Origin of the sequence: Devosia sp. CN2-171, assembly GCF_049354815.1 — a bacterium.
GTDB lineage: Bacteria > Pseudomonadota > Alphaproteobacteria > Rhizobiales > Devosiaceae > Devosia_A.
This window is the reverse complement of sequence record NZ_CP186479.1, coordinates 4,250,199-4,274,344: the sequence shown is the minus strand read 5'-3', so window position 1 is coordinate 4,274,344 and position 24,146 is coordinate 4,250,199. Positions and strand designations below refer to the sequence as shown.

Annotated in this window: 22 protein-coding genes; 20 read left to right on the top strand and 2 right to left on the bottom strand. The window is 64.8% G+C overall.

The features are described from left to right. Nucleotides 1-127: 127 nt before the first annotated feature. The 5 genes from ACOYW5_RS21115 to ACOYW5_RS21095 are packed head-to-tail and all read left to right on the top strand — an operon-like array spanning nt 128 to nt 3,974. The gene (locus ACOYW5_RS21115) at nt 128-799 is read left to right on the top strand and encodes an amino acid ABC transporter permease (RefSeq protein ID WP_423066844.1); all 672 of its coding nucleotides are present in this window, start codon (nt 128-130) and stop codon (nt 797-799) included. Then, nucleotides 799-1,470 carry an amino acid ABC transporter permease gene (locus tag ACOYW5_RS21110; RefSeq protein ID WP_423066843.1) on the top strand — a complete coding sequence of 224 codons (672 nt, stop codon included), beginning with the start codon at nt 799-801 and terminating at the stop codon, nt 1,468-1,470. The genes ACOYW5_RS21115 and ACOYW5_RS21110 overlap by 1 nt, the downstream gene beginning before the upstream one ends. Nucleotide 1,471: 1 nt before the next feature. After that, nucleotides 1,472-2,206, top strand: coding sequence for an amino acid ABC transporter ATP-binding protein (locus tag ACOYW5_RS21105; RefSeq protein ID WP_423066842.1), 735 nt, complete (start codon nt 1,472-1,474; stop codon nt 2,204-2,206). A gap of 3 nt (nt 2,207-2,209) precedes the next feature. After that, entirely contained in the window at nt 2,210-3,127 is a 918-nt protein-coding gene (locus tag ACOYW5_RS21100) for an isoaspartyl peptidase/L-asparaginase (protein WP_423066841.1), read from the top strand. A gap of 55 nt (nt 3,128-3,182) precedes the next feature. Further along, on the top strand, nt 3,183-3,974 hold the full coding sequence (locus ACOYW5_RS21095; protein ID WP_423066840.1) for a transporter substrate-binding domain-containing protein: 792 nt from the start codon (nt 3,183-3,185) through the stop codon (nt 3,972-3,974). An 86-nt stretch (nt 3,975-4,060) separates the two neighbouring features. Here ACOYW5_RS21095 and ACOYW5_RS21090 read toward each other — a convergent pair whose 3' ends face one another. Next, the gene (locus tag ACOYW5_RS21090) at nt 4,061-5,056 is read right to left on the bottom strand and encodes a LacI family DNA-binding transcriptional regulator (RefSeq protein ID WP_423066839.1); all 996 of its coding nucleotides are present in this window, start codon (nt 5,054-5,056) and stop codon (nt 4,061-4,063) included. An 82-nt stretch (nt 5,057-5,138) separates the two neighbouring features. Here ACOYW5_RS21090 and ACOYW5_RS21085 point away from each other — a divergent pair, with 82 nt between their 5' ends. Further along, on the top strand, nt 5,139-6,047 hold the full coding sequence (locus tag ACOYW5_RS21085) for an ROK family protein (RefSeq protein WP_423066838.1): 909 nt from the start codon (nt 5,139-5,141) through the stop codon (nt 6,045-6,047). Continuing rightward, the gene (locus tag ACOYW5_RS21080; RefSeq protein ID WP_423066837.1) at nt 6,044-6,769 is read left to right on the top strand and encodes a copper homeostasis protein CutC; all 726 of its coding nucleotides are present in this window, start codon (nt 6,044-6,046) and stop codon (nt 6,767-6,769) included. Before ACOYW5_RS21085 ends, ACOYW5_RS21080 begins: the two co-directional genes overlap by 4 nt. Before the next feature lie 106 nt (nt 6,770-6,875). Here ACOYW5_RS21080 and ACOYW5_RS21075 read toward each other — a convergent pair whose 3' ends face one another. Beyond that, nucleotides 6,876-7,919 carry a LacI family transcriptional regulator gene (locus ACOYW5_RS21075; protein WP_423066836.1) on the bottom strand — a complete coding sequence of 348 codons (1,044 nt, stop codon included), beginning with the start codon at nt 7,917-7,919 and terminating at the stop codon, nt 6,876-6,878. 282 nt (nt 7,920-8,201) lie between these two features. On the opposite strand from ACOYW5_RS21075, the gene ACOYW5_RS21070 reads away from it, so the two are divergent. From ACOYW5_RS21070 to ACOYW5_RS21010, 13 genes are all read left to right on the top strand, one after another. Beyond that, entirely contained in the window at nt 8,202-9,521 is a 1,320-nt protein-coding gene (locus ACOYW5_RS21070) for an extracellular solute-binding protein (RefSeq protein ID WP_423066835.1), read from the top strand. A 91-nt stretch (nt 9,522-9,612) separates the two neighbouring features. Then, on the top strand, nt 9,613-10,500 hold the full coding sequence (locus ACOYW5_RS21065) for a carbohydrate ABC transporter permease (RefSeq protein ID WP_423066834.1): 888 nt from the start codon (nt 9,613-9,615) through the stop codon (nt 10,498-10,500). Then, entirely contained in the window at nt 10,500-11,312 is an 813-nt protein-coding gene (locus ACOYW5_RS21060; RefSeq protein WP_423066833.1) for a carbohydrate ABC transporter permease, read from the top strand. Before ACOYW5_RS21065 ends, ACOYW5_RS21060 begins: the two co-directional genes overlap by 1 nt. A gap of 5 nt (nt 11,313-11,317) precedes the next feature. Continuing rightward, entirely contained in the window at nt 11,318-14,491 is a 3,174-nt protein-coding gene (locus ACOYW5_RS21055; RefSeq protein WP_423066832.1) for an alpha-mannosidase, read from the top strand. 463 nt (nt 14,492-14,954) lie between these two features. Next, nucleotides 14,955-15,746, top strand: coding sequence for an IclR family transcriptional regulator (locus ACOYW5_RS21050; protein WP_423066831.1), 792 nt, complete (start codon nt 14,955-14,957; stop codon nt 15,744-15,746). A gap of 12 nt (nt 15,747-15,758) precedes the next feature. Then, the gene (locus ACOYW5_RS21045; protein ID WP_423066830.1) at nt 15,759-16,064 is read left to right on the top strand and encodes an L-rhamnose mutarotase; all 306 of its coding nucleotides are present in this window, start codon (nt 15,759-15,761) and stop codon (nt 16,062-16,064) included. A gap of 5 nt (nt 16,065-16,069) precedes the next feature. Further along, nucleotides 16,070-16,957, top strand: coding sequence for an amidohydrolase family protein (locus tag ACOYW5_RS21040; protein ID WP_423066829.1), 888 nt, complete (start codon nt 16,070-16,072; stop codon nt 16,955-16,957). A 52-nt stretch (nt 16,958-17,009) separates the two neighbouring features. Further along, entirely contained in the window at nt 17,010-18,194 is a 1,185-nt protein-coding gene (locus ACOYW5_RS21035; protein WP_423066828.1) for an enolase C-terminal domain-like protein, read from the top strand. Nucleotides 18,195-18,238: 44 nt separating this feature from the next. Then, nucleotides 18,239-19,993, top strand: a complete 1,755-nt coding sequence (locus tag ACOYW5_RS21030) for an ABC transporter substrate-binding protein (RefSeq protein WP_423066827.1) — start codon at nt 18,239-18,241, stop codon at nt 19,991-19,993. Nucleotides 19,994-20,216: 223 nt separating this feature from the next. After that, nucleotides 20,217-21,221 carry an ABC transporter permease gene (locus ACOYW5_RS21025; protein WP_423066826.1) on the top strand — a complete coding sequence of 335 codons (1,005 nt, stop codon included), beginning with the start codon at nt 20,217-20,219 and terminating at the stop codon, nt 21,219-21,221. Then, a complete protein-coding gene (locus ACOYW5_RS21020; protein WP_423066825.1) occupies nt 21,218-22,081 on the top strand; it encodes an ABC transporter permease in 864 nt (287 codons plus the stop codon). The genes ACOYW5_RS21025 and ACOYW5_RS21020 overlap by 4 nt, the downstream gene beginning before the upstream one ends. Then, complete coding sequence (locus ACOYW5_RS21015) at nt 22,081-23,115, top strand: ABC transporter ATP-binding protein (RefSeq protein ID WP_423066824.1); 1,035 nt, start codon at nt 22,081-22,083, stop codon at nt 23,113-23,115. Before ACOYW5_RS21020 ends, ACOYW5_RS21015 begins: the two co-directional genes overlap by 1 nt. Continuing rightward, the gene (locus tag ACOYW5_RS21010; RefSeq protein WP_423066823.1) at nt 23,112-24,146 is read left to right on the top strand and encodes an ABC transporter ATP-binding protein; all 1,035 of its coding nucleotides are present in this window, start codon (nt 23,112-23,114) and stop codon (nt 24,144-24,146) included. Before ACOYW5_RS21015 ends, ACOYW5_RS21010 begins: the two co-directional genes overlap by 4 nt.

Here is a 24,146-nt window from a genome sequence, read left to right as displayed (position 1 = left end):
TGCGTCGCCGGCGAGGATTGATCGCCCGGTAGCAACAGGGGCAGGAACCGGGCTTATCCCCAGCCTCCCCCTTGACTCCCCTGCTCCCTGCACTACGCTGAAACCGGTTTCACTCAATGAGGCACGCGTGCGGCTGGACCTCACCATTCTCATTCCGCATCTCGGCTTTCTCGCCGAAGGCGCACTATTGACGGCGGAGGTCTGTGCCCTCGCCCTCATCGGCAGCGTCATCCTCGGCATGCTGGTCGCCATCGCCCGGACTTCGTCGAACACGTGGATCAACCGGCTGGCCTTTGCCTATGTCGATCTGTTCCGGAACATCCCGTTCATCGTCCAGCTGTTCTTCTTCTATTACGGCCTGCCCGAGATCGGCATCTACATCGACGCCTTCACCACCGGCGTCGTCGCCCTCTCGATTGCCGGCGGGGCCTATGCCTCGGACGCCATCCGCGCCGGCATCCTCGCCATCGACAACGGCATTCTCGAAGCTGCCGAGGTCAGCGGGTTGTCGAAGCGCGTCACCTTCAGCCGCATCGTCCTCCCAATCGCACTCCGCACCTCGATCCGCCCGCTCGGCTCGGTACTGATCAACATGATCCTCACCTCCTCGATCCTCTCGACCATCACGCTCAACGAGCTGACCGGCCAGGCCAAGATAGTCGCCTCCGACACCTTCCGGCCGTTCGAGGTCTATGTCGTGCTGCTGGTCGTCTACGCCGCGCTGACCTACCTCGTCTCCATCGGCATCACCCTGCTGCACCGCCGCCTCAACCGCGATCTCGAGGTCCAGGTGAGCTGATGCGCTACTCCGAGTTTACCCCCTTCGATATCGTGCTGCTGGCCCAGGGCCTCGGTGTCACGATCGGCCTGTTCCTCGTCACCTCGCTGATCGGCCTGTTCCTCGGCGCACTCTGGGGTATCGTCCGCTTCTATCGCGTGCTGGTGCTGACCCAGCTCATCACCTTCGTCGCCGAGATCCTCAAGAACTCGCCGGTGCTGGTGCAGCTCTTCCTCGTCTTCTTCGGCTTCCCGGCCTTCTTCCACCTCAACATGACGCCGGTGAATGCATCGGTGCTCACCCTGTCGCTCAACACCGCCGCCTTCGTCTACGTGATCGCCGTGTCGTCGATTGAATCCATCGGCCGCGACCAGGTCGAGGCCGCCCGCGTCTTCGGTCTCTCGCGCTGGCAGGTCCTGCGCCACGTCATCGCCCCGCAGGCCCTCGCCTTCTCCATCGGGCCGCTGACGGCGCTCCTGGTCAACCAGCTGCAGGTCACCTCGATGATCTCGGTGATCGGCGTGATGGACCTCGCCAAGATCGGCGCCACGCTGAACCTCCGCACGCTCCAGCCCTTCATCGTCTGGACCGTGGTCGGCATCCTCTACTACCTCGCGGCGAAGCTCGTCGCCTCGCTCGGCGCGCGCCTTGAAAAGCGCCTGCGTGCCCACAGCGCCTTCCGGGGTCTCTGAAATGCTCAAAGTCGAAAACGTCAAGAAATCCTTCGGCCCCGCCACCGTCCTCGATGGCGTCAACCTCACAGTGAACCCCGGCGAGGTGGTCTCCATCCTCGGCTCGTCGGGCTCGGGCAAGTCCACCCTGATCCGCTGCATCAACGGCCTCGAAAAGCTCAACGACGGCAAGATCACCGTCGACGATTTCGATGTGTCGAAGCCAAAGGAACTCGCCGAAGCCCGCAAGCGCTCCGGCACCGTCTTCCAACTCTTCAACCTCTACCCGCACATGACGGCGCTGCAGAACATCACGCTCGCACCGGTCGAGGTACTGAAGCGCCCCAAGGCCGAAGCCGAGGCGGAGGGCCGCGCCCTCCTTACCTCCGTCGGCCTCGGCGACCGCGCCGACGCCTACCCGGCGCAGCTCTCCGGCGGCCAGCGCCAGCGCGTCGGCATTTGCCGCGCTCTCGCGATGAAGCCGCGCTACCTGCTGCTCGACGAAGTCACCAGCGCCCTCGACCCGGAAATGACGGCCGAGGTGCTCGATATCCTCGCCAAGGTCGCCGTAAGCGGCACCACCATGGTCTTCGTCACCCACGAAATCGAGTTCGCCCGGCAGATCTCCAACCGCATCGTCTTCCTCGAAAAGGGCGTGCTGCTGGTCGATCTGCCGACCAAGGAATTCTTCGCCGAAACTGGCGGCCTCGCGCAGCCGCGCGTCGCCCAGTTCCTCTCCAAGATGCGGAAAGACTAGTCCATGTTGTTCGTTGCCAATGCCGAGGGCTGGCCTGGCGTCCCCACCGCGGTCGAGCTGCTGAAATCCGGTGCCGACAGCCTTGAAGCGCTCGTCGCCGGCATCAGCAAGGTCGAGGCCGACACCAGGGTCCGCAGTGTCGGCCACGGCGGCTGGCCCAATATGCTCGGTGAAATGGAGTGCGACGCCGCAGTAATGGACGGTACCACGCGCGCCGTCGGCACCGTCGGTGCCGTCCCCAACACCATCCCGGTCGCGCGCCTCGCCCACGGAGTCATGAAACGGCTGCCCCACGTCATGCTGACTGGCGCGGGCGCGCGTCGCTTCGCCACTGAAACCGGTTTCTCATTCGACGACGTGCTGCTGGAAGATTCGAAGCGCGTCTGGTGGGAGCGGCTCGAAAAGGAAATGTCGCCCGAGCAGAAGGCGGCCTTCCCGAACACCCCGCTCGTTCCCCTGCTCAAGACCATCACCGACCCCGAACGCGTCCGCGACACCACGGTTTATCTCAGCGCCGATCCCACCCGCGGCATCCACACGGCGACCTCCACCTCCGGCTGGGCCTGGAAATACCCCGGCCGCCTCGGCGACAGCCCCGTCCCCGGCGCCGGCTTTTATGCCGATAGCCGCTACGGCGCGGCCGCCTGCACCCATACCGGCGAAATGACCATGCGCTGCGCCACGAGCCGCACCGTCGTCCTCGCCATGAAGCTCGGTTACTCGCTCGGCGACGCGGTCAAGCTCGCCGTCGAGGAACTCGATGAACTGACCGACGGGTTCCTCGGTGGCGTGGTCATCCATGCTGTCGACGCCAAAGGGAACCATCAGGTCGTGAATTTCCGGTGCCCCGGCGACATCCGCTACTGGCTCTGGACCGACGACATGCCGGAGCCCGAGCTCCGGGATGCAAAGACTATCTAGGCTGCGAAGACTATCTGCTCTTGCAAAGACTTATCCGAAGGAGAGGAACCTGAACATGAAGCGTATTCTGACTGCCATTGCCGCTCTGGCGCTTGTCGCCGGCACGGCCCTACCCGCCATGGCCGGCATGCTCGACGACATCCGTTCGCGCAACGTCGTCCGCATCGGCGTGTCGCTCGGCGGCGAGCCGATCGGCTTCCGAGATGCCCAGAACAACCCGGTCGGCTACGACGTCGACGTCGCCAACATGATCGCCGGCAAGCTCGGCGTCCCGGTCGAGTTCACCGATGTGTCGGGCGACGCCCGCATCTCGATGCTCGTTTCGGGCCAGCTCGATATCGTCGTCGCCAACACCTCGGCGACGCTCGAGCGCGCCAAGTCGGTCAACTTCACCATCCCCTACAACCGTGCCGGCCTCCGCGTCATCGTCCAGGCTGACTCGGGCATCACCTCGCTTGAAGGCCTTGCCGGCAAGAAGGTCGTCGTCGGCCGCGGCACTACCGGTGAAACCTTCCTCAAGACCGCCGTCCCGACCGCCGAGCTCGTCTATGTCGACCAGTTCGCGCCCGATGGCGTGCTGCAGCTGCAGCAGAAGCGCGTCGATGCCGCCATCGAGGATTCGTCGCTCCTCGATTACCTCGCCACCAAGACCCCGTCGCTGGTGACCCTGCCGGGCCTCTACTCCAACGACCCGATCGGCATCGCCGTCGCCAAGGGCGATATCGAGTTCGTGCGCTGGCTCGACATGTTCGTGTCCGACTACATCCAGTCGGGCGCCTACGAGGCCAACTATAAGAAGTGGTGGGGCGATACCGCCAACCCGCCGCAGCTCAACCCGCTGTGGTAAATCCCTAGCCGACGCGGCGGGACGTCCCTGCCCAGCCGCATCGGCAAATGTCCGGGCTGTCCCCCAAAGGCGGCCCGGATCTCCTTTCAGCTCGTCTTCCGCGGCACGAACCGCGTCGGAACCACGACCGGCGGATCACCCGGCGTAAATGCCATGGGATCGGACACCACGCGGATCATTTCCCGCACATAGGCGGCCTTGTCGTACCCGATGGACGAGATCGGATAGGCGTCGAAATCGGTCAGCGACAGGTTGTCGAAGCCATAGAGCCGGAAGCGGGTCGGCCGGTTGTTCGGAAAATCCTCGCGGCACACATCGAGTATGCCCATCGCCATCGCGTCCGAGGTGCAGAACACCGCATCCGGACACTCGAAGCCAACCACCGCCGGCGCCGCGGTATGCCCGCTCTGGTAGGAGTAATCCCCCTGCACCGTCTGCACCAGTTCGATGCCATGCTTGGCAAAGCCGCTGACATAGCTGGCGATGCGCGCTTGTTCGACCAGCGAGGACGCGCGCCCGGTCACCAGCGCTGCGGTCTTCACGCCATTGCGCGCCGCGTCCGCAATCGCCTGCTCGATGCCGGCCGCCTCGTCGGGGATGATGGCCGGAGACAGCCGGTCGTGCCGGCCGTTCAGCATCACCACCTGGTCCGAACGGAACATCTTCCGCACCGTCTCGGCATCGGCAAAATCGGAAAACACCAGCGCCGCGTCGACATGATAGGCGACCCCCTGGCGCAGGAATTCCTCGACCTTGTCGACCGAACCGACGCGGATGAGGATCACCTGCTTGCCGATCGCTTGTGCCTCTGCCAGCAGCAGGTCGAACAGGTCGAGGTCGCTGAGATCATGGATATGATTCACCACCACCGCGATCAGGTTGACTGTCTTGGTGGTGAGGCTCTGCGCGAGAAGGTTCACACGGTAGCCGAGCTCCGCCGCCGCCTTCAGCACCCGCTCGCGCTTCTCGGCCGACACCGGCCGCTTTTCCGAGGACAGGGCACGCGATGCCACCGCCCGCGAAACGCCAGCCAGGGCGGCAACATCATCGATCGTCGGTGCGGACCGGCTTTGGTCAACCATCTGTCGTCATCGTATCCTCATCCGGCGAGTCGCCGGACTTCCCGACCGTAGCCGTCCGCTGGTTAGAAAGCACTCAACGCGTATGATCATCTGCCTTGATATTGGCGGCTCCGGCATCAAGGGCGCCGTCGCCACCAGCCCGTCGGACCTTCGCCCGCTCGGCCGTATCCCGACCCCGCTGCACGATTTCGACGCTTTCGCTGAAGCCATCCGCACCATGGCCGACGCGGCACATGCCACGGCCCCCATCGCCATTTCCATCACCGGCGTCGTCGATCCCGACACCGGCATCATCACCTGCGCCAACATCCCCTGCATCGACGTCCGGACGCTCGCCGCCGATCTCGAGGCCCGCCTCCACCGCCGCGTCCTGATCGCCAATGACGCCGATGCGTTCGCGCTGGTCGAAGCGGTCGAGGGTGCCGGCCGCGGCCATCGCGCCGTCTTCGGCGCCATCCTCGGCACCGGCGTCGGCGGCGGCATCGTGGTCGATGGCCACATCCTCACCGGGGCCGGCGGCTTTGCCGGCGAATGGGGTCACGGCCCGGTCGCCGCCACCTCCGCCGGTACGCCGCCCGTCGAGATCCCGCGCTTTCCCTGCGGCTGCGGCCAGATTGGCTGTGTCGATACCATCGGCGCCGCCCGCGGCATGGAGCGCCTCCATAAGTACCTCCACGGCATCGACGCGCCGAGCACTGCCATCGTCGAGGCCTGGCTCGCCGGCGACGACAAAGCCGCCCGCACCATCGATGTACAGATCGACCTCCTCGCCGGCCCGCTCGCCCTCGTCATCAATGTCGTTGGCGCCAGCATCGTCCCGGTTGGCGGCGGGCTAGGCAAAGTCGCGCCCTTCATCGAGCTGCTCGATGCCGCGGTCCGCCAGCGCATCCTCCGGCGCCTCGCGACGCCGCTTGTCGTTCCCGCCCAACTCACCGTCGAGCCCGGTCTCGTCGGCGCCGCCATCCTCGGCTTCTCGGAACTCGCCGCATGACTACGCCCCTCCTCGAAGTCTGCGTCGGCGACGCCGGCAGCCTCGAAGCCGCCATCGCCGGCGGCGCCCAACGCATCGAGCTCTGCTCGAGCCTCGAACTCGGCGGCCTGACGCCCCTGCCCGGCCTGATGACGCTCGCAGCAAAGGCGCCGATCCCGGTCTACGCCCTCGTCCGTCCCCGCACCGGCGATTTCGTCCATGCCGGGGCCGACATCGATGCTCTCCTCGCCGACATCGACGCGATCCGCACTGCCGGTCTCGCCGGCGTGGTGCTCGGCGCCAGCAATGCCGACGGCACGCTCGACGAGCCCCTGCTCCGCCGCCTCCGCGACGCCAGCGGCACGCTCGGCAGCACCCTCCACCGCGCCATCGACCTCGTCCCCGATTTCGCCCGCGCCACCGAGACCGCCATCGACCTCGGCTTCGAACGCATCCTCACATCCGGCGGCACCCACACGGCCATCGAGGGTATCGGCGGCCTCCGCGCCATCCATGCTACGGCCCGCGGCCGCATCAAGGTAATGGCCGGCTCCGGCCTCAAGCCCGACAACGTCACCCAACTCCTCGACGCCGTCCCCGCCGACGAAATCCACAGCTCCTGCGCCAGCTCGATCCCCACCCGCGGCCCCGACGCCATCCGCCTCGGTTTCGCCGAGCCAACCCGCCGGCAAACAGACGCGGCAGTTGTCGCAGAGATGCGCCGCGTACTGGCGGAACGCTGACCAGACGCGCCCTTACCGTGCTGTCACGTCGGGTACGGTTCGGCGTTGAACAGGGAACGACCGCCGACGTCGACCTCGCCAACCGCTCCAGAGCTTCTGTTCCGACCTAGCTCCGCCAGTGCGCCACCGGCTCGCTCAGCGTTTGCAGCCCCTCGGCCGGTTCGCCCTCGATCCGCCTGAGCAACAGCCGCGTCAGCTCCAGCCCGGCCGCGTACACGTCCTCCTCGATCGTGTCGACGTTGGGGAACACCGTGGAGAGAATGTCCGAAGTCTGCTTGCAGATGAAATGGATGTCGCGGCCGAGTAGCACGCCGCCATCCTCGAGGCCGCACAGTATAGAGATGGCGCGTGTCTCGCTGTCACAGATCAGGCCATCCGGACGATCCGGCCGGTCGGCGAGATCGCGGCCGAACTGGCGCATCTCGGCCGAGGCGGGCCGGATGCCGTCCTGCACCACGACGCGGCCGCTAACGCCGAAGCGAGCGATGGCGCGCTCAAAGGTGCGAACGATGTTGTGGTAGTTGTTGGTGGTGCCGTCGCCGACCGAAATCAGGATGTCACGCGCGCCAACGGCGACCAGCCGCTCCACCGCCAGTTCGGTGAACGCTTCCGAATGAAAATCGTGGAAGGCGTGCGGGGTGAAGAACTCGGTGCGCCCGTGGCTAACGAACGGGAAATCGTGGTCCATCATCAGCTGCACGCGCCGGTCGCGGGCACCCGTATGAGTGATGATCACCCCATCGGCGGTACGGTTCTCGAGGATATAGCGCACTGTCTCCACCGAGCGGCTGCGGTCGAACTCCGGCATCACCGTCAGATGGTAGCGGGTGCCGCCGATGGCGTCGCCAATGCCACGGATCATGTGGCGAGCGAAGTCGATGGCCTCGTCCGAGCCATCGAGCACCAGCGCGATAACGTTCGTCTTGCCGGTCCGCAGGCGCACGCCCGCCCGGTCCGGCACGTAACCGACCAGCGCTGCGGCCTCCGCAACTTTCTGGCGGGTTTCTTCCTTGAGCGAAGCGCCGCCCCTGAGCGACAGCGATACCGTCGACAGGCTCAGCCCGGTCAGTTCCGAGATGGTCTTGAGCGTCGCCCGCTTGCCCGACGGCTTGCGGATGCTCCTACCCGTTTCTGACCTGATTTTCGCCATCGTCTTTTCTTGAACCCCGGCCTGTCATACACCGCCGGCCGCACGCCGGAAACTGCAGAAATTGCATCGATGCAATCGCCTTCGCGTAGACCTTCGAGCACTCAACGCTCTTCTATCATTTTGATTTTACGCCAATAATTCATTCTGAGGTACGTCACTCCGAGAATTTTGCGCCAATCATTGCAACGTTGCAATAAATGCGCTTAGCTCTGGGAGCACTCAGGAGGTGCCGCGCAGCCCACGCATGAGGGTTGCGACGCCAAACCCTTGGAGGAGGAATTCATGCTTAAACGGACTCTCTTGGCGTCTGCGGCGGCGCTTGCCCTGCTGGCCGCCACCGCACCCGCCCAGGCGGTGAGCATCATGTACGCCGAGTGGCTGGCCTCGCTGGTCGAGCCCGGTATCGCCAACTACGAGGCGGCGACCGGCGAAAAGGTCGAGGCGATCAAGTTGCCCGGCGATGGCTATGTGGAGCGCGTGGCGCTCGATCTTTCGGCCGGCACCGCCGCCGATGTGATCCAGATGGACAGCTTCGTCGTCTCCGAGCTTGCCTCGGCCGGCTATGTCCAGCCGCTCGACGACCTTGCGACGACCTGGGACCAGTACGGTGCCTACATGAAGGGCCTTCTCGACGTGGTGTCCTATGACGGCCATGTCTATGCGCTCCCCACCGACACCGACGTACGCATGCTCTGGTACAATCTGGAGCTGTTCAAGCAGGCCGGCATTGCTACGCCGTGGACGCCCAAGACCTGGGATGACGTGCTCGCCGCCGCGCAGACCATCAAGGACAAGACCGGCGTCGAGAACGCCTTCTTGATCCCCGCCGGCACCAAGCAGGGCGAAGCCGCCACCATGCAGGGCTTCTACATGGCGCTGCTCGGCGCCGACGTTCCGGAAGCGGGCCGCAACCGGCTGCGCGATTGGGCCGCAGGCAAGTGGGTGGGCGACAGCCCGGGCCTGCGCCGGACGCTCGAACTCTACAAGAAGGTCTACCAGGACCAGAAACTGGCCGGTAAGGCGATCAACTACGCCACCGATATCGGCGCTGCTGTCCGTGCCGAGATGACCGGCAACAAGATGGGTATCCTCGCCTCGGGTTCGTGGGAATACGCCTGTCTGTGGGACTGCAACGGCGTGAACCTGCCCTCGACCGCCGAGCGTGACGCCATCGTCGCCTGGACGCCGTGGCCCGGTTCGGGCGAGCCCGGCGCCAAGACCACCACCAACATCTCGGGTGGTTGGGCCATCGGCATCAATGCCAAGGCTGCCGACAAGGCGGCTGCCGAAAAGCTGCTGACCGCCATCTTCGACAAGGGCAACTTTGGCGACTGGACGGTCAAGAACAAGCGCATGGCCGTGCGCACCGATATCTCGGAATCGCCCGCTTACACCGCTGACGCATATCTCGCCAAGGCAACCTCCATGGCTGCCGATACCACTGGCCGCGACACTTATCCTGGCTACCAGCGCGTCTCTGCGTTCGTGCAGCAGATGACCGCCGCGATCCTCGATGGCGCCTCGGTTGACGATGCGATCGCCGAATACAAGGCGTCGCTCATCGACGAGTTCGGCGAAGAGAACGTCATCACCTACGAATAAGGGCGGCACTTTCCGCTCCTCCCGGGGCGGCGCGGAGCTCCCAACCCGCGCCGCCTTTTTCGTAAGGCTCTAGTTTCTCGGATCTACGTCCATGCGCCAGATGCGTCCCTGGCTAGCCTCGAATGGCTGGTTGCTGCTTGCCGGAATGCTGCCAGCCGTCGTGCTCATCGGCGCGCTGATCTACTTCACGGGCTGGGCCCTGGCGTTCAGCTTCACCGACATCGAACTGGTGGGCAAGAAATCGGCCGACTGGAGCTGGATCGGCCTCGACAACTACGAACGGCTGTTCACCCGACGCGGCTTCCTGGAATCGCTCGGCACCACCATCACCTTCACCTTCTTTTCGGCGATCGTCGGCCAGACCGTTATGGGGTTCGTGCTCGCCTCGGCGCTGCGCACCCAGCGCGGGATGCTGCGCACCGTGGTCGAAGTCTCGATCATGCTCGGCTGGCTGCTGCCGGACATCGTCGCCGCGTTCCTGTGGTCGGCAACGACTACCAAGACAGGCCTCATCAACAATCTCGTCGTCACGCCGTTCGGCCTCGCGCCGGTGAACTTCCTCAACGATTTCGCGCTTCAGATCGTCATCATCGCCAATGTCTGGAAGGGCACCGCCTGGAGCTACTTGCTATTCATCGCGGCCCTCGACTCGGTCGGCCGCGAGATCGTCGAGGCAGCCAAGGTCGACGGCGCGTCGCTGTGGCAGCGGACCTGGCAGGTGATCCTGCCGATCATCCGGCCGCATATCGCGACCAACATGCTGTTCATCACCATCTGGACCTTCACCTACTTCCCGCTGATCTACGCGATGACGGGGGGCGGCCCGGGCCGGCAGACGCAGGTGCTGGCGATCTTAATGTACGAGCAGAGCTTCAAGATCGGCAAGATCGGCTACGGCAGCGCCATTTCGGTAGCCATGCTGGTGGTGGTTGGCGTGCTCTCCATCTTCTATGTCCGCCTGCTCCGGGAGCCCAAGTGATGGAACGGACCGCCCCCTCCCGCGCCATGGCGCTGGCCCTCAGCTTTTTGGCACTGATCTGGGTCAGCCCGTTCTTCTGGCTGCTCACCAATGCCTTCGATCCGACGGCAAACGGCGTGCTGCGCTTTCCAAGCGCCATCGGCTTCGACAACTTCGTCCGCGCGATCAGCGGCAGCGCCGGCCGGCAGTTCCTCAATTCGCTGATCCTCGCGGCCGGTACCGCGACGCTGTCAGTGGCCGTTGCCGCAGCGGCCGCCTATCCGCTGGCGCGGATGACCATCCCGGGCAAGAACGCCTTCCTGTGGCTGCTCGTGCTGTTGCGCATGCTGCCGTCGGCCGGCGTGATCGTGCCGTTGTATTTTACCGCTCAGCGGTTCGGCCTGTTGAACCAGTACGGCGTCATCGTCGCGCTGACGGTCCTCAACTTGCCGTTCACCCTGCTGCTGATGAAGACGTTCTTCGACACGGTGCCGATCGAACTCGAGGAAGCGGCCTATGTCGATGGCGCCAGCCTCTGGCACATCATCTGGCACGTGGTGCTGCCGATGTCGCGAGCCGGCCTCGCCGTCGTCTGGTTCTTCACCTTCACCGGCGCTTGGAACGAGTTCCTGCTGCCGCTGATCTTCACCCGAACGGAAGCCGGGTTCCCCATGTCGGTCGGTCTCTACTCGGCCTTCGGCCAGCAGGGCGCCATCGACTACGGCTTCCTTGCGGCTTTCTCCATCATCTACGCAGCGCCGGCGGTCGGCGTGTACTTCCTGTTGCGGCGAAACATGAACACCGGTTTCGCCGGCGTCGGTGTCAAAGGATAACGAATATGAATACGCTCGCCACCAGGCTCGGTCTGCTTGATGACGACATCAAGCTCGAGGAGAAGCTGTTCCGGCTCTGCCGCGACCTGCACGAGAAAATCCTCACCCCCGTCGAAGGGGCGTTCGCCTGGCGCTACCAGCCTGACGATGTCGACACCTCAGCAGCGCTCGCCGCCGACTGGAGGCAGTGGCCGAGCTTCACCCCGACCACCGTCTGGGCCAAGCACCAGGGCCACACCTGGTTCGCCGCCGAGGTGACCGTGCCCGAGGCGGCGCGCGGCAAGACGTTCGTGCTCCGCTTCACCTCGCAGTGGCAGGACCGGCCGGGCTCGACCGACCCGCAATGCCTCGCCTATCTCGACGGCAAGATCGCCCAGGCGCTCGATGGCAACCACAATGAGCTGGTGATCGCCCGCAACGCCGTGCCGGGCACGAAGCGCACGCTGCTGGTCAACGCCTTCACCTTCTTCGACCGGCCGCTGGTTGGCTTCAAGGTCGAGCTGATGGTGCGGCACGCTCGCGCCGAGAAGCTCTATTTCGACCTGATGACGCCGCTTGAGGTGGCGACCAGACTGCCGCAGACGGACAGCCGCCGCCACGCGGTCCTGAATCTCGTCGAACAGTCGCTGCGTGCGCTCGACCGGCGCGGCGGCGTAACGCCCGAGTTCGAGGCTTCGCTCCCGGCCGCCGAAAAGATCGCCGAGAAGATCTACAAGCTGGTCGACACCGAAGTGCAGCCGACCATTTCGGCGGTGGGGCATACCCATCTCGATGTCGGCTGGCTGTGGCGGGTGATGCATACCCGCGACAAGACCGGCCGCAGCTTTGCCACGGTGCTCAACCTGATGGCCGAGTACCCGCAGTTCGTCTTCATGTACAACCAGTCGGTGCTCTTCAATTTCCTCAAGACCGACTACCCGGAGATCTGGGCGGGTCTGATCGAGAAGGTGAAATCCGGTCAGTTCGAGATCGAAGGCGCCATGTGGGTGGAGCCGGACGCGAATATCGTCTCCGGTGAATCCATGGTCCGCCAGATCATGCGCGGCCGCCGCTTCCACCTCGAGCATTTCGGTGTCGTGCCGAAGACCGTGTGGCTGCCCGACACCTTCGGCTACTCGGCCAACATGCCGCAGATCCTCGAACGCTCCGGCCTCGAGTATTTCATCACCTCAAAGCTCAGCTGGAACGACACCGACCGACACCCCTACGACACCTTCTTCTGGCGCGGCATCGACGGCACCGAGACCAAGGCGCAGCTTATCACCGCGCAGAAGTTCGACAGTGATCGCATTTTCACCACCTACAATTCGGACCTTTCGGTCTCCGAAGTCATGGGCGCGTGGAAGCGCTACGAGCCCAAGTCGGCGAACGACGAGGTGCTGGTCTGCTACGGCTATGGCGATGGCGGCGGCGGCCCGACCCGCGCCATGATCGAGCGCGGCACACGGCTCGAACGCGGCATTCCCGGCGCGCCGAAGGTGAAGCTCGAAGGCATCGGACCGTTCCTCAAACGGCTCAGCAAGCGCATGGACGAGAACGCCAAGCGCTTCCCGACCTGGAACGGCGAACTTTACCTGCAATACCACCGCGGTACGCTGACCAACGTCGCCAAGAACAAGGCCAACAATCGCCGCGCCGAGCGGATGCTGCGCGAACTCGAATTCCTCAGCGCCATGGCAATGCGGACTGGGGCGCCCTACCCGACCGAAAAGCTCAACGAGTTCTGGGAGCTGGTGCTGATCAACCAGTTCCATGACATCCTCCCCGGCACCTCGATCGCCGAGGTCTATGTCGATAGCGATGCCGAATACGCCGGTCTGTTCTCGACCCTGGGCTCGGGCAATGGCCCATGGCACAGCGCGGCGAAGGCGGTTGCCTCGACCGGCAAGGGCGGCCTGCAGCTCTTCAACTTCACTGGCCACGCCCGGAACGGGGTACTGGTGCGGGTGGAGGGGGCATCCGAGGGCTCGGCGCTCGCACAGGGCGGCACCGCGTTGCCGCTGCAGAAGCTCGTCGGCGCGGATGGCAGTTTGACACTTGCAGCTCCGGCGAACATCCCAGCGCTCGGCTGGGCTTCGGCCTCACTGGTGGCCGGGGGCAGCGCGCCGAAGTCCAGCCTTTCGGCGTCGACCAAGCATCTCGAAAACGAGTTCGTCCGCGTTGCCTTCGACGGCAAGGGCGAGATCAGTTCGGTGTTTGACAAGCAGCATCAGCGCGAGCTGATCGCCAAGGGCGAGACAGCCAACCGGCTCGTCGCCTACGAGGACAAGCCGCTCAATTGGGATGCTTGGGACATCGACCGCTATTTCGAGGAGCAGTTTTGGCTGCTCTCGGCGGCCAAAGCCAGGATCGAAGTGGTGGAGACCGGCCCCTATCGCGCGGCCATCCGCATCGAGCGTCAGTATCTGAGCTCGAAGGTGGTGCAGGTGGTTTCGCTCGAAGCCGGCGCAAAGCAGGTCGAGTTCGACACCTTCATCGACTGGCAGGAGCGCCAGACGGTGCTGAAGGCTGAGTTCCCGTTCGACCTCAACATCTCGGAGATCCGCTCGGAAATCCAGTTCGGCCACGTCAAGCGCGCCACCCACCGCAACACCAGCTGGGACCGCGCCCGCTTCGAAGCCAGCATGCACCGCTGGGTCGACATCTCCGAACCCGACTTCGGCGCCGCCCTGCTCAATGACTCCAAATACGGCTACGACGCCGTCGAGCAACTCGTCCGCATCACGCTCCTACGCGGCGCGACCTTCCCCGACCCGGCGTCGGATCGCGGCGAGCATCGCATCAAATATGCGCTGCTGGTGCATGACGGGGTCAGCGATCTTGCCGATGTTCCGGTCGCCGCCGAGCGGTTCAACAATCCGGTCGCGGTGGTTGGCGACACCTCCGCCCGCGCTTCCGATGCAGGAGAAAGCACCAGCTTCTCCTTCGCCTCGGTCGACAAGTCGAACGTCACGCTGGAGACGGTGAAGAAGGCCGAAAAGAGCGAGGCACTGGTGCTGCGCGTGTTCGAGCATGCCAACGCCCGCGCCAATGCGACGATCAGTTTCGGCGTGCCGGTGAAGTCGGCGAAACTGGTCAACCTGATGGAGGAAGGCGGCGGGCCCATTGAGGTCACCGGCAACACCGTGACCTTGCAGCTGCGTCCGTTCGAGATCGCGACGCTGCTGCTCGAAGTCTGAGTCTCCAGCGCGTCACCGAAGGCAGACAAAGCCCAACCTCCCCCTGCAAAGGGGGGAGGTGCCGTTCCGCCTGCTTGGCACAATCGAAGACGGCCCCTTCCCCTCCCTCAACCCGCCCTCGCACGCGCCATCGTCGTCGCATTGCGCGACAAGCTCGGCTGACCACCATCGGCGCGTGAGGTCACGCCGGAGCACGCCCTGTTCCATCATCTGGTATGGCAGCCCTGCCCTAAAGTCGTATTCCGCGCCCGGTTGACCCTCTCGCTGTATGCGCTCACTATTGGAACATCGCATTCCACCGATGGAACAATCGGGGCGGCGACTGAGGAGTTAGGGGAGGCTCAAAGTGCGGATTTCCGCGCGTTTCGGGCGCTTGCGGAGCTTTGTGCTCAGCGGCGCCAACGCTATACCTGTGTCCGGCGCCGAGCGACTGATCCATTTGTCTGGGTCGGTGACCTGATCCATGTCCAGCATCAAGCGCGCCATCCAGGTCCTCGATCTGCTCGCCCGCAAAGGCGCGCTCAGCGCGCGGAGCGTCTCGCAGCAGCTGACCCTGCCCGTCGGATCGGTGCATCGGATGCTGGTCGATCTCGCCGAAGAAAAAGTCGTCGAGCGCAACGCCAAGGGCGCCTGGCAGCTCTCCTATCGCCTGCTCGAAATCACCGATCTGCAGCTCGATGGCGTCAAGCTCCCGCGCCTCACCCGCCCCTATTGCGAGGCGATCGCCGAGCAGACCCATGAGACCGTCAACGTCAACGTGCTCAGCGGCGACAACTGCGTCTGCATCGACAAGGTGCGCGGCAACGAAAGCATGCAGCTCGATTGGCGCATCGGTTCGCGCGGGCCCCTCTACTGCGGCGGCAGCGCCAAGGCCATTCTCGCCTTCATGAGCGAAGCCGACCAGCAGCGCATTCTCGACCAGCCGATCGCCACCTACACGGCCAACACCATCACCGACCCACGCGAGCTGCGCGATGAACTCCGCCGCATTCGCCAGCGCGGCTACTCGATCGACAACCAGGAGATCGTGAACGGCATCTTCTGCGTCGGCGTCCCCATTGTCGATCGGACCGGCCGGCCGGTGGGTGCGGTGAGCATTTCCGGCCAGACGCCGAAAGCTCCCGGCCCCGCCGTCCAGCCGTTGGTCGACCTGCTCAACGATGCCGCCATCAACGTCAGCCGACGCCTCGGCTACACCGGCTCATGGCCGCCGCAGCCCGTGGGCGAGCGGGCGGTCGCCCACGCAATGCACTGAAGGAACTGAACGATGCGATCCGCATGGGTGATGAAGCTCAAGCCCGGCCAGGAAGCCGAGTACAAGCGCAAGCACGACGAGATCTGGCCCGAGATGGTGGCGCTGCTGAAAAGCCAGGGCGTCTCCAACTACACCATCTACCGCTACGACCTGCTGCTCTTCGCCTACCTCGAAAAGCCCGACAACGCCCCATCGCAGACCGAGGGCGTCGATCCCGTCGTCCTCAAGTGGTGGAAGTGGATGGAGCCGCATATGGAAACGCATGAGGATGCACGTCCAAAGGTATGGCCCGTCGAAGAAATGTTCCGGCTGGACTGATCCCGATGGCACGCCTCCAGATCGTCGATCCGCATATCCACCTGTGGGACCTCTGGACGAGGATCTACCCGCATTTCGAAAAGCCCGGCAAAGGCGGCGGTAACGCCGCCATCGCCCGCTCCTACCTGATCGAGGAATATCTCGAGGAAGGCGGCGACGAGTTCGAGATCGTGGGTGCGGTGCATGTGGAGGCGTTCCCCACCGACCCGATCAAGGAAACTGAGACGCTACAGAAGGTGGCGGACGCCAATCCGCTGCCCCTTGTCATCGTCGGCAACGGCGACCTGACCTCAACCAATTTCCCCGCCCTGCTCGACAGGCACCTGCAATTCCCGATCTTCCGCGGCATCCGCCAGGTTGTGAACATGCACCCCAATCCGGAGCGCAGCTACGTCTCGCGCGACCTGATGGGCGAACCGCAATTCCTCGAAGGCCTGCGCGAACTGGGCCGGCGCGGCCTGAGCTTCGACCTGCAGCTCTATCCGCATCAGATGGAAACCGCCGCCGCCCTCGCCGCCAAGGCTCCAGATACGCGGATCATACTCAACCACGCAGGCATGTGGGCCGATCGCCATCTGAGCGGCTGGAAGCAGTACAAGGCCGGCCTCCGCACGCTGGCGGCCCAACCCAACATCGTGGCGAAGATCAGCGGCCTCGGAATGCTCGACCACAAGTGGACCACCGAAAGCATCCGCCCGCTCGTCCTCGAAACCCTCGAGGCCTTCGGCCCCGGTCGGGCGATGTTCGCGTCCAACTTCCCTGTCGACAAGCTTTACAGCGATTTCCGCACCGTCTGGCGCGCATTCAGCGACATCGTCAGCGACGCCACCGAGACCGAACGGAACGGCCTGTTCCGCGACAACGCGAGGAAATTCTACCGCATTCCGGCCTGAGCGGTCGCAGCCGGCTGGAGGGCCGGCGACCACGATTTGGAGGACTTATTCGTTGAAGATCAAATCCATTGAAGCCTTTGCCATCACCAGCCCGATTGCGGGCGGTACCTACGAGGAAGCCAAGCAAAAGGGCACCGCGCGCCGTCCGCCATGGACCAAGGACGCCGAAGTCGCCAACCCCATGTCGCGCTACCCGCGCTACAAGGCCCTGCGCGCCAGCTGGAACGCGAAGTTCCCGGCCGTCGGCATTCTCGTGACCGCCGATGACGGCTCGTGGGGGTTTGGCACCACCGGTTACGGCCAGCCCACCATCAGCCTGATCAACGACCACATCGCGCCGCTGCTCGAAGGCGAGAACGCCCTCGCCACCGAAAAGCTCTACGACATGATGATGCGCATCACCTCGCCCTACTCCCCGTCGGGCCTCGCGAGCTACGCCATCAGCGGCATCGACCTGGCGCTCTGGGACCTCAAGGGCAAAGTACTGAAGCTCCCGGTATACGAGCTCGCCGGCGGCGCCGCCCGCGACAAGCAGTTCTGCTACGCCACTGGTAACGATACCGACTGGCACATGGAGTTGGGCTTCAAGGCGACGAAACTAGCCTGCCCCTACGGCACTGCCGATGGGCTCGAAGCGCTCGACAAGAACGAGGCCTTCGTTGGCAAGGCGCGCGAGCTGATCGGCCCCAAGGTCGAGCTAATGCTCGATTGCTGGATGGCCTTCGACGTCGAGTTCGCCGTCCGCCTCGCCCACCGGCTGCGTCCGTTCAACCTCAAGTGGATGGAGGACTGCCTGATCCCCGAGGACCACACTTCGCACAAGGCGCTACGCGAGCGCCTGCCGTGGCAGACGCTGGCCACCGGCGAGCACTGGTACACGCCCTACACCTTCTTCGAAGCCGCCAAGGATCGCGTCGTCGATATCTTCCAGGCCGATATCCACTGGGTCGGCGGCTTCACCGCCTGCCAGAAGATCGCCGCCATCGCCGATGCGGCGGGGCTCGAGCTCTTCTGCCATGCGGGGATGAACACCCCCTACGGCCAGCACTTCACCATCGCGTCGACCAATTCGAAGTGGGGCGAATTCTTCGTCGGCGGCGCCCCCGGGCAGCCGCTCAAGGACACCAACAACTATCCCGGCATGGCGGTCCCCGTGGACGGCTATGTCGTCGTTAGCGACGAGCCCGGTTTCGGCCACGGCCTGTCGAAGAAGGCAATCGAGGAGATGGCGCTCTAGTTTTTGTCAAAGGCCGCTGAGGGGCGGCCAAAGGAGGAGGAATTATGAAACGTGCACTCTTGCTCGGCAGCGCACTCGCGCTGCTGATGGGAACGACCGCGTTCGCACAGGTTGCGGACGTGCCGCGCAACGAAACGCTGGTACTCACCCCGTGGGGCGATCAGCCGGCCCAGTTCGCCAACGTAGAAAACTGGAACCCCTACCTGACCTCGGTCACGCACCAGCGCGACGCGATGCAGTTCACCGTCAACGAGATGCTGTTCTATACCAATCTCAACGACGGCACGCTGGTCCCGTGGCAGGCCGAGAGCTTCGAGTATGCTCCCGACTTCATGAGCGCCACGATCAAGCTGCGTGATGGCGTCGAGTGGTCCGACGGCCAGAAGTTCACCGCCGACGACGTGAAGTTCACCCTCGAAGCCCTGCGCGATGCCGCCCCCGAGATCGGTGGCTCGGCCTCGTTCAAGGAATGGGTAAAGGACGTCGAGGTCACCGATCCGCTGAACCTCAAGATCAACTTCAACAAGGCGGCACCTCGCTTCATCCGCGACTTCCTCGCGCTTGGCCACGAGAACCACTACCCCACCCTGCCCAAGCACATCTGGGAAGGCCAGGATCTGGCGACCTTCACCAACTTCGATCTCGCCAAGGGCTGGCCGGTCGGCACCGGCGCCTACAAGCTCGTGCTCACCACCAACCAGCAGGAGATCTTCGATCGCCGCGACGACTGGTGGGGTGCCAAGATCGGCTTCCAGGACCTGCCGGCGCCCAAGCGCATCACGCTGGTTCCGGTCTCGTCCGACGACGCCATGGGCCAGCTCCACATCGCCAACCAGATCGACGGCGGCCGCCAGCTGCTGATCGGCACGTTCGAGGCCGCCCGGGCACAGAACGACAAGCTGGCGTCGTGGAATCCGGAAGGGCCGAACTGGGGCGCTCCCGATGGCTGCGACTACTCTCTGGTCTTCAACCAGAAGAAGGAACCCTGGAACGACGTCAACCTGCGCTACGCGATCAACTACGCCATCGATCGCGCCGAGCTGAACGACATCGGCTACGAAGGCGGCCAGAAGCCGGTGACGTTCGCCTTCTCCAACTACATGGCCGGCACCTGGCTCGGCGAGGGCAGCCCGCTCAAGGCCGTGCTCGACAAGTACAACCTGGACAATCCCGATCCGGCCAAGGTCGAGGAGTTCATGGGCAAGGCCGGCTACGCCAAGGATGCCAACGGCGTCTGGGCCAAAGATGGCACGCCGCTCACCGTCAACGTCCGCACCCCGGCCTTCATCCAGCCGATTCTTGCGCCGCTGACCCAGCAGCTCAAGAACGCCGGCTTCGATGCAGTGCAGGCTCCGGTTGATGACACGTGGCTGCCAGACATCCAGTCCGGCAACTTCGACACCATGGTGTTCGTGCACTGTGGTTCACTGTCCGAGCCGCTCGAGACCTTGCAGCACTACCACTCCAAGTTCTCGCGTCCGCTCGGTGAGACGGCTCCGAACCTCGTCGCCGCATCGCGCTACGAGAACGCGGACTACGACAAGCTGATCGATGCCATGGACGCCGTTCCGGCCAGCACCGATCCGAACTCGGACTACATGAAGAATGCCGTCGCGGCCCTCGACATCGCCCTGCGGGACATCCCGCAGATCGACCTGCTCGAGGAGTACCACGTGGTGACCTTCAACAACACGTACTGGACCGGCTGGCCGTCAGCCGCCGATCCGTATGTGGCCCCGTATACTCCGTGGGAGGCGTTCAACCTCGTCATCCACAACCTCAAGCCCTCGGGCCAGTAACCGGTCCTCCCGACCGGCGGATGGCGGCACCTCTCGCCGCCATCCGCATCCCCTGCCCTTCGATGGTTGGTTGGAGACAGACCAGTGCCACACCCACAGGTGTCATCCCTGCGAAGGCAGGGATCCATCTCGCAGCCCGCGCCGGTGGAGACTTGGATCCCTGCCTTCGCAGGGATGACATCGGGATCGTTCGATCTCACCCGGCGACGTCGAGAAAGCTGACATGAGCCGCGAACTCGCCCGCTACCTCGTCACACGTTTCGGTCAGCTGCTGCTGATCATCTTCGTGGCGGTGAGCATCAACTTCATCATCCCCCGGCTGCTGCCCGGCGATCCGGTGCAGACCGCGCTGGCGCGCCTGCAGACCAGCGGCGGCAATCAGAACGTCGACATCCAGGCGATCTCGGCTGCGTATCGCGCCAAGTACGGCCTCGATGCGCCGATCTGGGATCAGTACATCAACTACTGGCTCGACCTGTTCCGCTTCGATCTCGGCGTGTCCTTCGCCAACTTCCCCGAGAAGGTCTCGACCATGATCGGCAACGCGCTGCCCTGGTCGGTGGCGCTGCTCGCGGTGGCGACGCTCATCGCCTTCGTCACCGGCTCGCTGCTGGGGGCCCGCATGGCCTGGCCCACGGCCGGCCGCGGCATCAAGGCCATCGTGCCGTTCATGATGATCCTGACCTCGATCCCGTTCTACCTGCTGGCGATCATCCTCATCTATTTCTTCGCCGTGGTGCTGAAGTGGTTCCCGCCCGCCGGCGGCGTCGACACCACGCGCATCATGCGGCTCGACTGGGCCACCATCGACGACATCCTCCGCCACGCCTTCCTCCCCTGCCTCGCCATCGTGCTCGGCAATATCGGCTTCTGGGCGCTGGGCATGCGCAGCCAGATGGTCAACGTGCTGGGCGAGGACTACATCACCTTCGCCGAAGCCAAGGGCCTCCACCCGCGCCGTATCTTCGTCTGGTACGGCATGCGCAACGCGCTCTTGGCGCAGGTCACCGCCCTCGCGCTCTCGCTCGGCTCCGTCGTTTCCGGCGCAGTGCTGGTCGAGGTGATCTTCAACTATCCCGGCCTCGGTTCGCTCCTCTACGTCGCCATCCGCGGGCAGGATTACTTCGTCATCCAGGGCGTCGTGCTGATGCTGATCGTCTCGCTCGCGGTCCTGCTCTTCCTCGTCGACCTCATCTACCCGCTGCTCGACCCCAGGATCCGGCGATGAACCGCTTCTTTGCCTCCATCCGCCGCAACTACGAGCAGGGCCGCATCAGCGGCGTACTGTTGCTCGGCCTCGCGATCCTTCTCGCCATCGTCCTCTTCGGCATCATCGGCCCGATGTTCGTCGATGCCGCCAATGCGCAGGTCGGCGCCGTCCGCCCGCGCAAGCCACCGGGGCCCGACTACTTCCTCGGCACCGACAGCCAGGGCCGCGACATGTGGACCCTGCTGATCTACGCCACGCCCAACACGCTGAAGATGGGCCTCATCGCCGGCTTCATCGGCGTCGGCGTCGGCACTGTGCTCGGCCTCATCGCCGGCCAGTTCGGCGGCTGGATCGACGCGGTGATCCGCGTGATATCGGACGCCCTGCTCACTGTGCCCGCCATCGCCATCCTCGTCATCATCGCCGGCAATATCGACCGCATGAGCACCTGGGTCATGGCGCTGGTCGTCGCCTCGCTCGGCTGGATGTTCACCACCCGCACGGTCCGCGCACAGGTGCTGACCATCCGCGAGAAATCCTATGTCGAGGTGGCGCGCGTGAACGGCGAAGGCCCGTGGGAAATACTCTTCACCGAGGTCATGCCAAACCTTATGCCCTACATCGTCGCGAGCTTCGTCGGCACCGTCTCGGGCTCGATCCTCGCCGTCATTGGCCTCGAAGCCCTCGGCCTCGGTGCGCTCGAGGAAATGACGCTCGGCAACACCATCTACTGGAGCCAGCAATCGGCCGCCGTGCTGCGCGGCTACTGGTGGTGGTGGGGACCGCCCATCGTCGTCATCGCGCTCATCTTCATCGGCCTGTTCCTGACTTCCGTCGGCTTCGACCGTTTCGCCAACCCCAAGCTGGCGAGGCGGTGATGTCCGTGACCGACACCAAACCCATCCTTGTCGTCGAGGACCTCAACGTCCACTACGACACCGGCAAGGGGCCGGCCAAAGCCGTGAACGACGTCTCGTTCGCGCTGAAACCCGGCGAGCGCCTCGGCCTCATCGGCGAGTCCGGCTCGGGCAAGACCACCATGGCCACCGCCCTGATGCGCCTCACCCGAGCCCCGGGTCGCATCGCCGGCGGCAAGGTGATGCTCGACGGCAAGGACATCCTCAAGATGAGCGATCGGGAACTGCGCGAGACCCGCCTCCGCGACATCGCCCTCATCCCCCAGGGCGCCATGAGCTCGCTCAACCCAGTGATGAAACTCGACGAACAGATCATCGACGCCATCCTCGCCCACAAGCCGAGGATGACCCGCGCCGAACTCGACGCCCGCGTCGTCGAACTGTTGAAAAGCGTCGGCCTCGATCCCGCCGTCGCCAAGCGCTACCCGCATGAGCTGTCGGGCGGCATGAAGCAGCGCGCCGCCATGGCCATCGCGACGTCGCTGTCGCCGAAGGTGATCGTCGCCGACGAACCCACCAGCGCCCTCGACGTCGTCGTCCAGCGCCAGGTCATGCAGACCCTCGGCCGCCTGCAGGATGGTCTCGGCGCCGCCGTCGTCCTCATCGGCCACGACATGGGCCTCATCGCCCAGTTCGCCGACACCGTTGGCGTGATGTATGCCGGCAAGCTCGTCGAGATCGGCCCGGTCCGGCAGATGATCGAGAGCCCCAAGCACCCCTACACAAAGCTGCTCGTCGAAAGCCTCCCCGGCATCGTGGTCAAGCAGGCGCTGACCGGCATCCCCGGCCTGCCCCCGCCGCTCGTCGACCTGCCGCCCGGCTGCAGCTTCAATCCGCGCTGCCCCTTCGCCTTCGAGCGCTGCCGCACCGAAACGCCGTTGCTGCAGGTGGTCGCGCCCAGCCAACGCGCCGCCTGCCACCTCTACCCGACGCACCAGACCCTGCCGCCGCTACCACCCATGACCCGAGCCCATCATCAGGAGGCCCGTCCATGAGCGCGCTGATCGAACTCAGCGGCGTCACCAAGACCTACGGCGCCTTCACCGCGCTCGACAACGTCACCCTTTCGCTTTCCGACACCAGCCCGTCGATGACCGCCATCGCCGGCGAGAGCGGCAGCGGCAAGACCACGCTCGCTCGCATCCTGCTCGGCTTCATCAACCCGTCCGAGGGTCATGTGCTTTATCGCGGCAAGGACATCGCGAAGATGTCTCCCGCCGAGCAGCGCCAGTTCCGCCGCGAGGTCCAGCCGGTCTTCCAGGACCCCTTCGACGTCTTCAACCCGTTCTACCGCATCGACCACGTGCTCGAGACGCCGGTAAGACGCTACCGCCTCGCCGACACCGACCAGAAGCGCCGCGCCCTGATCGAGGATGCCCTCAAGCGCGTCGGCCTCCGCCCGCAGGATACGCTCGGCCGCTTCCCGCACGAGCTGAGCGGCGGCCAGCGCCAGCGCGTCATGGTCGCCCGCGCCGTCCTCCTCCGCCCCCGCATGATCGTCGCCGACGAGCCCGTCTCGATGGTCGATGCCTCGCTCCGCGCCACCATTCTCGACGAGCTGAAGACGCTGAACCGCGAGCTCGGCATCTCCATCGTCTACATCACCCACGACCTGACGACGGCCTTCCAGATCTGCGACAACATCATGATCCTCTACCGCGGCAACGTCGCCGAAGCCGGATCGGTCGAGCGCGTCATCGGCGCGCCGAAGCACCCCTATTCGCAGCTCCTTGTCTCCTCGATTCCCCTGCCCGATCTCGACAAGGCCTGGGGCAACGACGAGATCCCGGTCTCCGAAGCCTCGGCCGCTCGCGCTAACCCCGGCTGCAAGTTCGCGGCCCGTTGCCCGCATGTCATGGACATGTGCTGGGACAACCCGCCGCCGCACTACGAGCCCGACGGCAACCGCCTCGCCAGCTGCTTCCTCTACCGCGACGCCCCGGTCGTCGGCAGCCCCGACATTGCCACCGTTTTCCGCCCGCCCCATCCCGGCGGCCCAGCCATTTCAAGCTCAAGCTCTACGTGA